Source organism: Streptomyces sp. NBC_01116, from assembly GCF_041435495.1.
Classification (GTDB): Bacteria; Actinomycetota; Actinomycetes; order Streptomycetales; family Streptomycetaceae; genus Streptomyces.
This window is the reverse complement of sequence record NZ_CP108644.1, coordinates 4,217,497-4,231,292: the sequence shown is the minus strand read 5'-3', so window position 1 is coordinate 4,231,292 and position 13,796 is coordinate 4,217,497. Positions and strand designations below refer to the sequence as shown.

Here is a 13,796-nt window from a genome sequence, read left to right as displayed (position 1 = left end):
TTGCTCATGATCATCATAGGGCAGGGTCGCGGTGCTCCTGGAGTCTCCGCGGCCCTGTCGGCGTTCACCGCGCGGCTACTCACTCTTAGTGAGCGGCCAACCGTGTCCCAGTAGTCTGAGGGCATGGCGGATCACGGCGAGCAGCCCTGTCGGCGGGTCGATGGGGGCATCAGTCGCGTCTTCGCGTTGTTCGGCAAGCGCTGGACCGGTCAGATCGTCTCGGTGCTGCTCCAGCGGCCGGTGCACTTCGCCGAGTTGAGACGGGCGATTCCCGGAATCAGCGAGCGCATGCTCTCGGACCGGCTGACCGAACTCGGCGCCGCGGGCCTGGTGATCCGCGAGGTCGACGAGGGACCGCCGCTGCGCGTCGCGTACCGGCTCACCGAGGCGGGCGCCGCGATGGAGCCCGCGCTCAAGGAGCTGGGCCGGTGGGCGGACACCTATCTGACGCGGGACGACACGGCCGGTTCCGGGAGGGGCTGCTGACCTCGTCCGGTCGGCCCGGGGCGCACCGCAGTCGTCCGCGGGGCCCGTTCCGGCGGCTGCCCACAGGGCCCGGCGGGTGCCGGACATCGGCGGTACCGTCGTGCTCGGTCGCTGGCGGACAGGGCCGCTGACCGGTTCGAGGGCCGGGCAGCCGGAAGCGGTACGAGGGTGGGGGAGGCGACGCTCCATGAGCGGAACCGAGGCGACGACGCCTGAGCGGCGGCCTGCGGGAACGACGGCGACGACGGGAACCGATGCGGCTGCGGGAGCTGCGGCGACCGGGGGCGAGGATCCGCGCATTCCGGTCGTGCCCGGGTTCGCCCGGCGTGGTGCCGCGAGTTCACCCAAGGCGGCGGGCAAGGCGCTCCGCGACCGGGTGCCGCGGGCCTCGCACGCCTCGCTGGTCCTGCCGCCGGGACGGCCGGACGCCGTGCGGGCGGTCGAGGAGTCGAACCGGGGCCGCGTGCCGGGACTGACGCCGATACGGGTGGGCCGGATGGCGGCGACGCCGTTCGCCTTCCTGCGGGGCGCGGCCGGGCTGATGGCCCATGACCTCACCGGCACCCCGGTCACCGGGGTGGGCGCCCAGCTCTGCGGTGACGCGCACGCGGCCAACTTCGGCCTCTACGGCGATGCCCGGGGCAGCCTGGTCATCGATCTGAACGACTTCGACGAGACCGTCTTCGGGCCGTGGGAGTGGGACCTCAAGCGGCTCGCCACCTCACTGGTGCTGGCGGGCCGGGCCGCCGGGGCCGACGAGGACACCTGCCGCCGGGGCGCGCACGACACCGTCGGCGCCTACCGGCGCACGATGCGGCTGCTGGCCCGGCTGCCCGCCCTCGACGCCTGGAACGCGATCGCGGACGAGGAGCTCGTCTCGCACACGGACGCGCGTGACCTGGTCGGCACCCTGGAGCGGGTCTCGGAGAAGGCCCGCAACAACACCAGCGCCCGTTTCGCCGCCCGCTCCACCGAGGAGTGCCCCGACGGCGGCCGGCGCTTCGTCGACGCCCGGCCGGTGCTGCGCCGGGTGCCGGACGCCGAGGCCGCGGTCGTGGCCGCCGGGCTGGCCGGCTACCTCTCCACCGTCTCCGAGGACCGGGTGCCGCTGCTGGCCCGGTACACGATCCACGACGTGGCGTTCCGGGTGGTCGGCACCGGCAGTGTGGGGACCCGGTCGTACGTGGTGCTGCTGCTCGACCACCGCGGCGAGCCGCTGGTCCTCCAGGTGAAGGAGGCGCGCCCTTCGGTGCTCGCCCCCTATCTGCCCGCGGTCGGTTTCGATGTGCCGGAGGTGGCGCACGAGGGCCGCCGGGTGGTGTTCGGGCAGAAGCGGATGCAGGTCGTCAGCGACATCCTGCTCGGCTGGGCGGACGTCGACGGCAGGCAGTTCCAGGTCCGGCAGTTCCGGAACCGCAAGGGCAGCGTGGACCCCGCCGCGCTCGCCGCCGACCAGGTGGACGACTACGGGCGGATGACCGGCGCGCTGCTCGCGCGGGCGCACGCGCACAGCGCCGACCCCCGCCTGCTGGCGGGCTACTGCGGCAAGAACGACGAGCTCGACGAGGCGGTGGCCGCCTTCGCGGTGACGTACGCCGACCGTACGGAAGCGGATCATGCCGAGCTGGTGCGGGCGGTCAAGGCGGGCAGGCTGGCCGCCGAGTTCGGCGTATGACGGGTCCCTGAGGCGGTGGGCCCGGTCGGCGAGGCGACCGGGCCCTGCTGGTGCAAGGCGCTGGGGCCCTGATCGGGACGGGGCGGGCCCCGGGCCGGGGCCACCGTGTGTGCCGCGCCGCCGGGCCGTGGCCATACGCTGGACGGGTGACCCACGAAGCCGCCGGGGTGCCGACCACCCGGAACGATGAAGACCGGCAGGACAACGACCGGCCGGACACGCCCCGATCCGTCCCCGAAGCGGGGGACGCCCCAGGGACGCAGGACGCTCCGGGGGCGCCGGGCGCACCCGGCCCCGCGGACGCCGCTGCCGGGGAGGCCACCGGCCCCGAGGAGGCCGCGCCGCGCCCCGAGGCACGGCTGGCCAGGGCGGTGCAGGTCGCCGAACAGGCGTTGATCGAGTTCGAGATCGCGGTGGAGACCTTCCGGGTGGAGGTCGAGAACTTCTCCCGGCTGCACCACCAGCGGCTCGGCCCGATGTACACCCGCCTCGACGAGCTGGACGCGCTGATCGCGGAGGCGCGGGCCGCCCGGACCGGGGACCCGGAGGACGAGCGCAAGGCGCGGGAGGCGCGGGCGGTCGTCATGCCGATGCCCGGGGTCGACGAGCTGTTCCACGACTGGATGGACACCGACGGGCTGTCCCCCGAGGCCGCGGCGATGCTCACCGAACAGCCGGTCCGGCCGCCGAAGCGGGTCAGGCCGAGCGAGGAGGCCCGCAAGCTCTACCGGGAGCTGGCCCGCAAGGCGCACCCGGACCTCGCCCAGGACGAGCCGGAACGGCAGCGCCGGGACGAGTTCATCGCCCGGGTGAACGCCGCCTACGGGCGCGGCGACGTGGAGCTCCTCAAGGAGCTCGTGGCGGAGTGGGCGGCCGGCCCGGTGAAGCCCCTGACTCCGCTGAGCGAGAGCGAGGAGCTCTACGCCCGGCTGGAGTGGCTCAGCCGGCGCAAGGAACTGCTGACGGTGCTGGCCAAGGAGCTGGAGGACGGTGCGATCGGCTCGATGCTCCGGATGGCCCCGGACGACCCGGACCAGCTGCTGGAGGACATCGCGGAGCAACTGCTGGGCGAGGTGTCCCGGCGCGAGGCCGAGCTCGCGCAGATGGTGCAGTAGCGTTCCTGGTGACTCCGCCGCGTAGGTGTGAGGCCTCTGTGCACGAGGCCCCCTGTACGAGGCCCGCGACCGCACGAGAGAAGGCATGACCCATGAACTTCGCCCCGCTGCCCTCGGTTGACGCCGCGGCGGTGCCGTCGGACGGCTTCGTCCTGGACGTCCGTGAGAACGACGAGTGGGCGGCCGGTCATGTCGAGGGTGCGCTGCACATCCCGATGAGCGACTTCGTGGGCCGGTTCGGCGAGCTGACCGAGTCCGCCGAGGACGGTCGGCGCGTGCATGTGATGTGCCGGGTCGGCGGCCGGTCGGCCCAGGTCACCCAGTACCTGGTCCAGCAGGGCATCGACGCGGTGAACATCGACGGCGGCATGCAGGCCTGGGACGGCGCCGGGCGCCCGATGGTCACGGACAACGGGACGCCCGCCTTCGTCCTCTGAGCCTCCGGCGCCACCGGGCGGGCCGGGTTCGGCACCGTCTGCAACCGCCTGTGCCGCCTGCACGGCCTGCACCGGAGGTACCGGCGGTCGGCTGTTGGTCAGCTGAGCGGGTGGGCGGCCAGCAGGTCGCCCAAGGCCTCCTCATGGGCCGCCGCCGGGCCGAGGGAGAGCTCGATCTGCTTCGCCCAGGCGTGGAAGCGGTGCAGCGGGTAGTCGGTGTCCGCGCCGAAGCCGCCGTGCAGGTGCTGCGCGGTCTGCACGACGCGGCGGACGCCGTCGGAGGCCCAGATCTTCGCCACGGCGACATCGCCCGCCGTGGGCAGCGGCCCCCCGGCGTCGGACGAGATCCGCCAGGCGGCCTGCCAGAGAGTCGCCTCCATCGCCCGCAGATCGATGTACCGGTCGGCCGCCTGGACGGCCACCGCCTGGAACGTGGCGACCGGGAACCCGAACTGCTCACGCTTGCCGGTGTATTCGGCGGTCATCGCCAGCACCCGCTCGCCCAGCCCGAGCGCGAGCGCGCAGGTTCCCGTGGTGAGCAGGGACCGCAGCCACTCCCAGCAGCCCGGCGCGTCGATCAGCTCGTGGGCCGTCACCCGCACGCCGTCCAGCCGGACCTCGGCCAGGCGTTCGCCACTGGTGGAGACCTGGTCCGCCAGGGTGACGCCGTCGCGGGCACGGGGGACGAGGGCCAGGACCGGCCGGTCCTCGGCGGTGTGTGCGGGGACGGCGATCCAGTCGGCCGCCTGGGCCCAGGGAACCGCGGACTGCACCCCGTCGAGCACCCAGCCGGAGCCCCCTGCCGACGCGCCGCTCCCCCCGCCCTCCCCGCTCTCCCCGTTCTCCTCGTACGGCACTGCGGCGACGGCGAGTTCGGCGGGATCGTGGCCGCTGCGTCCGTTGGCGCCGACGGTCAGGATCAGCTCGCCCCGGCCGGCCAGGGGAAGCAGCTCCGCCGCGAGGGCGCTCCCGCCGTACCGCTGTACCGCCATCGCGACCGCACAGCTCTCCAGCAACGGGACTCTGGCCAGCACCTTCGCCGACTCCCGCAGGACCAGGCAGAGCGCGATCGGGTCGAGGCCCGCGCCTCCGTGGTCCGGCGACAGCGTGAGACCGAGCAGGTCCGTGCGCGCCAGCTCGCTCCACAGCCGCCGGTCGATGTCCTCGGCCACGGCGCCCGGGGTCAGGGCGGGGCTGGGCGCGCTGTCGGGTGCGACGTCCGAGAAGACCGCCCTGGCCGCCTCGACGGCTGCCCGCTGTTCCTCGCTGAAGGTGAAGTCCACTGTCCCGGCCTCCCGCTAACCGCTAACCGTTCCCGTCCTGACGGGTCGTCAAGATAGAACAGGTTCTACAGGAAGGGAACAGCGCGGAGGCGCGGGGCCTGTGCCAGCACCCTTGGCTCGTTCGCGGCTGCGGCCGCCTCGGTGGCTTCGATGGCTTCGGTGGCTGCGGCGGTCTCAGCGGTCGAAGTCCAGCTCCACCTCCGGCGTGAGCGGATGCGACTGGCAGGCCAGCACGAAGCCCGCGCCGGTCTCCTCCGGTTCCAGCGCGAAGTTGCGGTCCATCCGGACCTCGCCCGAGACGAGGAACGCCCGGCAGGTCCCGCACACCCCTCCCTTGCAGGCGTACGGAGCGTCCGAGCGGCTTCGCAGCACCGTCTCCAGCAGGGATTCGGTGTCCTGCACGGGCCAGCGGCCCGAGCGGCCGTGGAGGGTGGCCGTCAGCACGGCGTCGGACGGAGCGGCGACCTTGATCACCGTCGCGTCGGTGGGGCCCTCCTCGACGTGGAAGATCTCCTGGTGAACCCGGGAGCGGTCGACGCCGAGCGTTTTCAGGGCCTTCTCCGTGCCGCGCACGAGGCCGAGCGGCCCGCACAGGAACCAGCCGTCCACATCGGCCACCGGAAGCACGGCGGGCAGCAGGCCGGTGAGCCGTTCGGCGTCCAGGCGCCCGGAGGGGAGCCCGGCCGACTGCTCCTCCCGGGAGAGCGCGGTGACCAGGTGGAAGCGGTCCGGATAACGGTCCTTGAGGTCGGCCACCTCGTCGAGGAACATCGTCGAGGCCGCCGTGCGGTCGCTGCGGATCAGGCAGAACCGGGCCGTCGGCTCCCGGTCGAGCAGGGTGGCCGCCATGGAGAGCACCGGGGTGATGCCGCTGCCGCCGACCACCGCCGCGAACAGACCGGGACGCGGCTTCAGGACGAAGCGGCCCATCGGAGGCATGGCCTCCACCAGGTCCCCGACGGCCAGCTCCTTCAGGGCGTACGTGGAGAACGCCCCGCCGTCGACCATGCGGATGCCCACCCGCAGGACCGGCTCGCCGGGCTGTTCGGTGGCCGGTGCGCAGATCGAGTACGAACGGCGGATCTCCTGGCCGTCCACGGTGTAGCGCACGTTCAGATGCTGGCCGGGGGTGTGGCGGAAGGTCTCGCGCAGCTCGGCCGGCACGGCGAGCGTCACGGCCACCGCGTCGTCCGTGATCCGTTCGATCGCGCTGACCCGGAGCGGATGGAACATCTACAACTCCTTGAAGTGGTCGAACGGTTCGCGGCAGGCGACGCAGCGGCGCAGGGCCTTGCACGCCGTGGAGGAGAACCGGCTGAGCAGCTCCGTGTCGGTGGAGCCGCAGTGCGGGCAGCGCACCGAGAGCGTCAGCGGCACGGGGCCGCCGTCGGCGCTGTGGGCGCGCGGCGGGGCGATGCCGAACTCGGCGAGCTTGCGGCGGCCTTCGGCGCTGATGTCGTCCGTCGACCAGGCCGGCGCCAGGACCGTGACCACGGAGACCTCCGGGATGCCGTGGTCGTGCAGCACCCGCTCGATGTCGGCGGACATCGCCTCGATCGCCGGGCAGCCGGTGTAGGTCGGAGTGAGCCGCACGGTCACCCGGCCCGGCCCGTCCACCCGCACGTCCCGCAGGACGCCGAGCTCCGCCAGGGACAGCACCGGCAGTTCGGGGTCGGGCACGGAGCCGGCGAGGTCGCGCAGCTCCGCCTCCAGCCGGGTGTCGGTCACCATGACGCCCCCGGGTGGCTGCGGTGCAGGTGCTGCATCTCGGCGATCATGCGGCCGAACGGCTCGGTGTGCAGGCCCTGCCGGCCTGCGCCGGCCGCCCAGCCCCCGGCCCGCGGGCCTGTCGGAAGGGTCAGCCCTGCCCGCTCGACGACGTCGGTGACGGCGGTGAGCCAACCGGCTTCCAGGGCCTGCCAGTCGACACCGGAGTCCGGGGAGTCGAGCCCTTCGACCGGCTGGAACATCTCCCCGGTGAACCGCCACAGCGCGTCCAGGCCGCTCCGCATCCGGTCGTGGCTCTCCTCGGTGCCGTCGCCGAGCCGCAGGACCCACTGCTCGGCGTGGTCGCGGTGGTAGGCCACTTCCTTGACGGCCTTCGCCGCGAGACCGGTGAACTCGCTCTCCCCGGCGGCCAGTCGCTCGTACAGCAGGTGCTGGTAGGCCGAGAAGTAGAGCTGGCGGGCGATGGTGTGGGCGAAGTCCCCGTTCGGCTGCTCGACCAGCTGGAGGTTGCGGAAGGCCCGCTCCTCGCGGAGGTAGGCGAGCTCGTCCTCGTCGCCGACGATCGAGAGCAGCACCCGGGCCTGTCCCAGCAGGTCCAGGGCGATGTTGGCGAGGGCCACCTCCTCCTCCAGGACGGGGGCGTGGCCGGCCCACTCCCCCAGCCGGTGCGAGAGCACCAGCGCGTCGTCGCCGAGGGCGAGTGCGGCGGTCACAGGTGCTTCACCCCGTCCGGGATCTCGTAGAAGGTCGGGTGGCGGTAGGGCTTGTCGCCGGCCGGCTCGAAGAAGGAGTCCTTCTCGTCGGGGGAGGAGGCGGTGATCACGGTGGACGGGACCACCCAGATCGAGACGCCCTCCGAGCGGCGGGTGTAGAGATCGCGGGCGTTGCGCAGGGCCATCTCGGCGTCCGGCGCGTGCAGGCTGCCCGCATGGGTGTGGGACAGTCCGCGGCGCGAGCGCACGAACACCTCCCACAGAGGCCAGTCGGTCGAGCTGCTCATGCCGTCTCCTCCACGTGGTGCGCGGGCGCGCTGTGCTGTGCCGGTGCCGGTGCCGGTGCCGATGCCGGTGCCGATGTCCTGGGTGATGGCTGCGCCGGGGTGTGCTTGACGGCGTACGCGGCTGCCGCGTCCCGGACCCAGGCGCCCTCCTCGTGCGCCCTGCGGCGCTGGGTGATCCGCTGCTCGTTGCAGGGGCCGTCGCCCTGGAGGACCGCCTGGAACTCCGCCCAGTCGATCGCGCCGAAGTCGTGCCGGCCGAGCTCCTCGTTCCACCGGATGTCGGGGTCGGGGAGATCCAGGCCCAGCGCTTCGGCCTGGGGCACGCAGATGTCCACGAAGCGCCGGCGCAGCTCGTCGTTGGAGTGCCGCTTGATCTTCCAGGCCATCGACTGCTCGGAGTGCGACGAGGCGTCGTCGGGCGGGCCGAACATCATCAAGGAGGGCCACCACCAGCGATTCACCGCGTCCTGGGCCATGGCGTGCTGTGCCTCGGTGCCGCGGCTGAGGGCGAGCAGCAGCTCGTACCCCTGGCGCTGGTGGAAGGACTCCTCCTTGCAGATGCGGACCATGGCACGGGCGTAGGGGCCGTAGGAGCAGCGGCAGAGCGGCACCTGGTTGGTGATCGCGGCCCCGTCCACCAGCCAGCCGATCGCGCCGACGTCGGCCCAGGTCAGCGTGGGGTAGTTGAAGATCGACGAATAGCGCTGACGACCCGCGTGGAGCTTGTCGAGCAGCTCCTCGCGGCTGGTGCCCAGGGTCTCGGCGGCGCTGTAGAGATACAGGCCGTGGCCCGCCTCGTCCTGCACCTTGGCCATGAGGATCGCCTTGCGGCGCAGCGAGGGCGCCCGGGTGATCCAGTTGGCCTCGGGCTGCATGCCGATGATCTCCGAGTGGGCGTGCTGGGCCATCTGGCGGACCAGCGTCGCCCGGTAGGCGTCGGGCATCCAGTCGCGCGGCTCGATCCGCTCGTCAGCCGCCACGGCCGCGTCGAAAGCCGCGATGCGGCCCGCGTCCGCCTCGTCCGCGGCATTCTCCGCGCCGAGCCTCTTCTGCGTCGTCTGGTCCGCAGTCACTGCCGCCATCCCGGGCTCCCTACCGACCGATCGTTCGGTTCCTTGACTTCAATGGTGAGTCGGAGGCCCGTAGGGTGTCAACCCTGTGGATAACTGAGTGGTGATCGACGGTGAGCGGGGCGGGATGGATTCGGACCACGACAGGAGCTCTGCGGGCGGGGGGAAAGGCGCCTGGCCGCAGGCGTCGAACCGGCCGGCGGAAGCGCGGGGGACCTCCGAAGCCATAGCGCCGACGCCCTCGGCGCCGGTACCGGCTCCTGTGCCGGACCCCTCGGTCACCGGCCGGGGCATAGCCGGTCTCTCTCTCCCCTACCAGGTGGTCGCGGCTCTGGCACTGTCCCTGATCGGGCTGCTCGCCTGCACACAGGTGGCCATGGTGTTCCTGCACGTCGCCCCGTCCAACACGCTGTCCAAGCAGCACGACAAGACGATCGACCGCTGGATCCTCCCGGAGTTCGAGCAGAACTGGAAGCTCTTCGCGCCCAACCCGCTCCAGCAGAACGTCGCCGTCCATGTGCGGGCCGAGGTGGTGGGAACCGACGGCCGCCGGACGACCAGGTGGATGAACCTGACGTACGAGGACACCGAAGGGATACGCGGCAACTTCTTCCCCAGCCATGTCGACCAGAACGAGCTGCGCCGGGGCTGGGACTTCTACGTCAATTCCCACGACAGCGAGAACCGCCCCATCGGTCCGCGCGGGGACCTCTCCGAGCGCTACGTGCGGCGCATCGCGATGCTGCGGCTGAGCGAGCGCGACTACGGCGGCACGATCGAGCGCATCCAGCTCCGCTCCGCCACCAGCTCCATCGCCCCGCCCCCGTGGAGCAACGAGAAGATCAGCACCCAGCCCGTCCACCGCGTACTCCCCTGGTGGACCGTGACCCCTGACGATCTTCCCGAGCGTGCCGCGGAACAGGACCGGGACACGGCGCACGGCGTGGAGGAGAACCAGTGACCATCCCCTCGCCCACCGGCCCACAGAACGCCGCCTCACAGAACGCCGCCTCACAGAACGCGGGCACGCCGCCCTCGGCACCTCGCCCGACCGCGCCCCGTCCCGGCGATTCCGGTGGTCCCGGCAGCGGCCCGGCCCGTGCCCTCCAGCGCGTCACGGCCTCGGCCCTCGGCCCGTACCAGAGCGCCGTCGTCCGCATCGGTTTCGCCGCCACCTACCTCCTCTTCCTGCTGCGCGAGCTCCCGAACCGCCATGAGCTGTACGGCCCGGACAGCCCGTGGCACTGGGACCTGGCCCGCCTGCTCACGGACGGCAACGAGGCCTTCTCCGTGCTGATGTGGACGGACAGCACGGTCTGGTTCGAGGCCGTGTACGCCCTCACGCTGCTGTCCGCCGCGGCCCTGATGCTCGGGTGGCGGACCCGGACCATGTCCGTCCTCTTCATGGTCGGCGTGCTCTCGGTGCAGAACCGCAGCATCTTCATGGGGGACGGCGGGGACAACGTCGTCCACCTCATGGCGATCTACCTGGTGCTGACGCGCTGCGCCCAGGTCTGGTCGCTCGACGCCCGGCGCGCGGCGCGGGCCGCACAGCGAGCCGCGGCGGGCCTGCCGCCCTCGCGGGACATCGTGGGCCCGGTGCTCTGGGTGGTCCTCGGCTGGGTCCTCGCGGCGGCCTTCCTGATGGGCGGGCTCGGCGGCACCTGGTGGCTGCCGACGCTGCTCTGGATCCTCTGGCTCTCCGCCGCCGCCTGGTGGGCCGTGACCCGCTACCTGCCGCACAGTGAGTCCCGCACCCTGTTCGACGTGCTGGCCAATCTCACGCACAACGCCGCGCTCGCCGTGATCATGGTCGAGGTCTGCCTGATCTACGCGACCGCCGGCTGGTACAAGATCCAGGGGTCGCGCTGGCAGGACGGCACCGCGCTCTACTACCCCCTCAATCTCGACTACTTCACCCCGTGGCCCGCCCTGTCGGACATCCTGGGCGCCAGCGGGCTGATGGTGATGGTGCTGACGTACGGCACGGTGATCGTGCAGGTCGCCTTCCCGTTCACGCTGTTCAACCGGCGGGTCAAGAACGTCCTGCTGGTCGTGATGATCTGCGAGCACGCGGGGATCGCCCTGCTGCTGGGGCTGCCGTTCTTCTCCATGGCGATGATCGCGGCCGACGCGGTGTTCCTGCCGACGGCCTTCCTGATGTGGCTGGGAGCCCGCGCCACGATCGGCAGGCGGCGGCTGCTCTCCGGGCTGCCCGGCCGGTTCCGTACACTGGGGAAGCCCGGAACGCCCGACGCCGCGCACGACCCGGCGGAGGCCAGGCCGGTGACGGACGGCCGGGGCGGTACGGAGGAGCCCCGGCTCCAGGGCGGCGGCGGGGGCCATACGCTCGTCGGGTGAGCAGTGAGACCGGCAGAACCCAGCAGACCCCGGCGGCGGACCGGCCCTCGGACCCCGCCCGGCCGACCGCCGACCCGGAGGGGCCCGTTCCGGCGGAGCCCCACCCGGCGGAGCCCCTCCAGTACGACGACGGCTACGGCCAGCCGATCGGTGTCGGGCCGCACCCGCTGCCCTGGCCCGAGGGCGAGCGCTACGACCCCGAGCTGCTGGCCCAGGGCGACCGGCGCAACGTCGGTGACGCGTACCGCTACTGGACGCGGGAGGCGATCGTCGCCGATCTCGACCTGCGGCGGCACGACTTCCACGTGGCCGTGGAGAACTGGGGCCACGACTTCAACATCGGCTCGGTGGTGCGGACCGCCAACGCCTTCCTGGCCAAGGAGATCCACATCGTGGGCCGGCGGCGCTGGAACCGGCGCGGGGCCATGGTCACCGACCGCTACCAGCATGTGCGCCACCACCCCGACACGGCGGACCTGACCGCGTGGGCGGCGGCCGAGGGGCTGCCGATCATCGGGATCGACAACCTCCCCGGAGCCGTACCGCTGGAGCGCACCGAGCTGCCGCGCCGGTGCGTCCTGCTGTTCGGGCAGGAAGGGCCGGGCCTGACCAAAGAAGCGCGCGAGCACGCCTCCATGGTGTGCTCGATCGCGCAGTTCGGCTCGACCCGGTCCATCAACGCAGGCGCCGCCGCCGCCATCGCGATGCACGCGTGGGTGCAGCGGCACGCCGACGTCCCGGACCCGCGGGAGACCCTCTAGGGCGTTTTTCGAAAGTAGCGCCGTCCGCCCGGAGTGTCGCCGAGCAGGCGGGACTTTCGGAACACGCCCTGGTCACGCCTGGCGGCGCACCTCCACCACGCGGAAGCGGTTGGCGACGAAGGCTCCGTCGCAGAGCGCCGCGTTGGCGGCGGGGTTGCCTCCGGAGCCGTGGAAGTCGGAGAAGGCCGCGGTCTGGTTGACGTAGACCCCACCGGTCAGGTTCAGCGAGAGCTGGGCCGACTCGTCCAGGCAGACGTCCTCGATGGCGCGCTCCACCTCGGGGGACGTGGTGTAGGCGCCGACCGTCATCGCCCCCTTGTCGCGGATCGTCCGGCGGAGCAGGTCCACGGCGGCGGTCGTCGAATCGACGGCGACGGCGAAGGACACCGGCCCGAAGCACTCCGAGAGGTAGGCGGCGCCGTCGTCGGTCTTGGCGCCGTCGAGCTTCACGACGACCGGCGTACGGACGACGGCGTCGGGGAATTCGGCGTTCGTGACCGTACGCGAGGGAAGGGCCACCTCGCCGAGCTCCCCGGCCGCTTCCACCCGGGCCCTGACGTCCGGGTTGACCAGCGCGCCGAGCAGGGCGGACGCGCGGGCGTCGTCGCCGAGCAGTCCGGTGACGGCGGCCGCGATGTCGGTGACCACGTCGTCGTAGGACTTGGCGCCGTCGTCGGTGGCGATGCCGTCCCGGGGAATCAGCAGGTTCTGCGGGGTGGTGCACATCTGGCCGCTGTACAGCGAGAGGGAGAACGCCAGGTTGGCGAGCATGCCCCGGTAGTCGTCGGTGGAGTCGACGACGATCGTGTTGACGCCGGCCTTCTCCGTGTAGACCTGGGCCTGGCGGGCGTTCTCCTCCAGCCAGTCGCCGAAGGCGGTGGAGCCGGTGTAGTCGATGATCCGGATCTCGGGGCGGACCGCGAGGGTCTTGGCGATGCCCTCGCCGGGCCGCTCCGCGGTCAGCGCGACCAGATTCGGGTCGAAGCCCGCCTCGCCCAGCACCTCGCGGGCGACGGACACCGTGAGGGCCAGCGGAAGCACGGCGCGCGGGTGCGGCTTGACCAGCACCGGGTTGCCGGTGGCGAGGGAGGCGAAGAGGCCGGGATAGCTGTTCCACGTGGGGAACGTGTTGCAGCCGATGAGCAGGGCGATGCCGCGACCCGACGTGATGAACGACTTGTGCAGCTTCAGCGGATCGCGCTTGCCCTGCGGCTTGGACCAGTCGGCGGTGTGCGGGGTGCGGACCTGCTCCCGGTAGGCGTACGCGACGGCCTCCAGGCCGCGGTCCTGGGCGTGCGGGCCGCCCGCCTGGAACGCCATCATGAAGGCCTGGCCGCTCGTGTGCATCACGGCGTGGGCCAGCTCGTGGGTGCGGGCGCTGATCCGCGACAGGATCTCCAGACAGACCAGGGCCCGGACCTCCGGTCCCGCCGCCCGCCACGCGCCCGTGCCGGCCTTCATCGCCGGAAGCAGGACGTCCGGGTCGGCGTGCGGATACTCGACGCCGAGCTCCGGGCCGTACGGCGAGACCTCGCCGCCGGTCCAGCCGTCGGTGCCGGGCTGCCCCAGGTCGAGACGGGTGTTCAGGACGGCGTCGAAAGCGGCCTTGCCCTCGGCCGCGCCGAGACTGCCCGGGGCGCCGCCCTCCCCGTAGGCCTTCGGGTGCTCGGGGTGCGGCGACCAGTACGCGCGGGTACTGATCACGTCGAGGGCCTGGTCGAGCGTGGGCCGGTGGGTCTCGGACAGCTGCTGGGGGGTGAGCGCGGCGGCCATGGCGGACCAACTCCTCATCGAGCCGGGCGGGGACGTACGGACGGAGTTAGAGTAACCGAACGATCGGTCGGGACAAGAGGCCCCGAGGAACCTGTGGACAACTTCGA

At 72.3% G+C, this 13,796-nt stretch carries 14 protein-coding genes; 7 read left to right on the top strand and 7 right to left on the bottom strand.

Annotated elements, in window-relative coordinates; all coding sequences use genetic code 11:
* The first annotated feature begins 123 nt into the window (after positions 1-123).
* From OG245_RS18390 to OG245_RS18375, 4 genes are all read left to right on the top strand, one after another.
* Complete coding sequence (locus OG245_RS18390) at positions 124-486, top strand: winged helix-turn-helix transcriptional regulator (RefSeq protein WP_371624601.1); 363 nt, start codon at positions 124-126, stop codon at positions 484-486.
* 187 nt (positions 487-673) lie between these two features.
* On the top strand, positions 674-2,161 hold the full coding sequence (locus tag OG245_RS18385) for a DUF2252 domain-containing protein (RefSeq protein ID WP_371624600.1): 1,488 nt from the start codon (positions 674-676) through the stop codon (positions 2,159-2,161).
* A gap of 146 nt (positions 2,162-2,307) precedes the next feature.
* Positions 2,308-3,276: a J domain-containing protein gene (locus OG245_RS18380; protein WP_371624599.1), complete on the top strand. Its 969-nt coding sequence runs from the start codon at positions 2,308-2,310 to the stop codon at positions 3,274-3,276.
* Positions 3,277-3,368: 92 nt separating this feature from the next.
* Complete coding sequence (locus OG245_RS18375; protein ID WP_215105740.1) at positions 3,369-3,713, top strand: rhodanese-like domain-containing protein; 345 nt, start codon at positions 3,369-3,371, stop codon at positions 3,711-3,713.
* A gap of 98 nt (positions 3,714-3,811) precedes the next feature.
* Here the strand turns inward: OG245_RS18375 and OG245_RS18370 are convergent, their stop codons facing one another.
* From OG245_RS18370 to paaA, 6 genes are all read right to left on the bottom strand, one after another.
* Entirely contained in the window at positions 3,812-4,996 is a 1,185-nt protein-coding gene (locus OG245_RS18370) for an acyl-CoA dehydrogenase family protein (RefSeq protein ID WP_371624598.1), read from the bottom strand.
* Between the two features lie 174 nt (positions 4,997-5,170).
* Positions 5,171-6,229, bottom strand: a complete 1,059-nt coding sequence (locus OG245_RS18365; RefSeq protein WP_371624597.1) for a 2Fe-2S iron-sulfur cluster-binding protein — start codon at positions 6,227-6,229, stop codon at positions 5,171-5,173.
* The gene (gene paaD, locus OG245_RS18360) at positions 6,230-6,727 is read right to left on the bottom strand and encodes a 1,2-phenylacetyl-CoA epoxidase subunit PaaD (RefSeq protein WP_371624596.1); all 498 of its coding nucleotides are present in this window, start codon (positions 6,725-6,727) and stop codon (positions 6,230-6,232) included.
* The gene (gene paaC / locus OG245_RS18355; protein WP_371624595.1) at positions 6,721-7,437 is read right to left on the bottom strand and encodes a 1,2-phenylacetyl-CoA epoxidase subunit PaaC; all 717 of its coding nucleotides are present in this window, start codon (positions 7,435-7,437) and stop codon (positions 6,721-6,723) included. Before paaC ends, paaD begins: the two co-directional genes overlap by 7 nt.
* On the bottom strand, positions 7,434-7,724 hold the full coding sequence (gene paaB / locus OG245_RS18350; protein WP_329356851.1) for a 1,2-phenylacetyl-CoA epoxidase subunit PaaB: 291 nt from the start codon (positions 7,722-7,724) through the stop codon (positions 7,434-7,436). The genes paaC and paaB overlap by 4 nt, the downstream gene beginning before the upstream one ends.
* Positions 7,721-8,806 (bottom strand): 1,2-phenylacetyl-CoA epoxidase subunit PaaA, encoded by a 1,086-nt coding sequence (gene paaA, locus OG245_RS18345; RefSeq protein WP_371624594.1) that lies wholly within the window; start codon positions 8,804-8,806, stop codon positions 7,721-7,723. Before paaA ends, paaB begins: the two co-directional genes overlap by 4 nt.
* A gap of 88 nt (positions 8,807-8,894) precedes the next feature.
* On the opposite strand from paaA, the gene OG245_RS18340 reads away from it, so the two are divergent.
* Genes OG245_RS18340 through OG245_RS18330 form a run of 3 tightly spaced genes read left to right on the top strand, consistent with a single transcriptional unit; the run spans position 8,895 to position 11,916 of the window.
* Positions 8,895-9,755, top strand: coding sequence for a DUF5819 family protein (locus OG245_RS18340; RefSeq protein ID WP_371624593.1), 861 nt, complete (start codon positions 8,895-8,897; stop codon positions 9,753-9,755).
* Positions 9,752-11,155: an HTTM domain-containing protein gene (locus OG245_RS18335; protein WP_371624592.1), complete on the top strand. Its 1,404-nt coding sequence runs from the start codon at positions 9,752-9,754 to the stop codon at positions 11,153-11,155. The genes OG245_RS18340 and OG245_RS18335 overlap by 4 nt, the downstream gene beginning before the upstream one ends.
* The gene (locus OG245_RS18330; protein WP_371624591.1) at positions 11,152-11,916 is read left to right on the top strand and encodes a TrmH family RNA methyltransferase; all 765 of its coding nucleotides are present in this window, start codon (positions 11,152-11,154) and stop codon (positions 11,914-11,916) included. The genes OG245_RS18335 and OG245_RS18330 overlap by 4 nt, the downstream gene beginning before the upstream one ends.
* A gap of 72 nt (positions 11,917-11,988) precedes the next feature.
* On the opposite strand, the gene paaN is transcribed toward OG245_RS18330, so the two are convergent.
* Entirely contained in the window at positions 11,989-13,689 is a 1,701-nt protein-coding gene (gene paaN / locus OG245_RS18325; RefSeq protein WP_371624590.1) for a phenylacetic acid degradation protein PaaN, read from the bottom strand.
* Between the last annotated feature and the right edge of the window lie 107 nt (positions 13,690-13,796).

What these genes read in the sequence shown, in the direction of transcription:
- OG245_RS18390 (WP_371624601.1), top strand. Translation starts at nt 124, where the DNA reads ATGGCGGATCACGGCGAGCAGCCCTGTCGGCGGGTCGATGGGGGCATC.
- OG245_RS18385 (WP_371624600.1), top strand. Translation starts at nt 674, where the DNA reads ATGAGCGGAACCGAGGCGACGACGCCTGAGCGGCGGCCTGCGGGAACG.
- OG245_RS18375 (WP_215105740.1), top strand. Translation starts at nt 3,369, where the DNA reads ATGAACTTCGCCCCGCTGCCCTCGGTTGACGCCGCGGCGGTGCCGTCG.
- OG245_RS18365 (WP_371624597.1), bottom strand. Translation starts at nt 6,229, where the DNA reads ATGTTCCATCCGCTCCGGGTCAGCGCGATCGAACGGATCACGGACGAC.
- paaD (WP_371624596.1), bottom strand. Translation starts at nt 6,727, where the DNA reads ATGGTGACCGACACCCGGCTGGAGGCGGAGCTGCGCGACCTCGCCGGC.
- paaB (WP_329356851.1), bottom strand. Translation starts at nt 7,724, where the DNA reads ATGAGCAGCTCGACCGACTGGCCTCTGTGGGAGGTGTTCGTGCGCTCG.
- paaA (WP_371624594.1), bottom strand. Translation starts at nt 8,806, where the DNA reads ATGGCGGCAGTGACTGCGGACCAGACGACGCAGAAGAGGCTCGGCGCG.
- paaN (WP_371624590.1), bottom strand. Translation starts at nt 13,689, where the DNA reads ATGGCCGCCGCGCTCACCCCCCAGCAGCTGTCCGAGACCCACCGGCCC.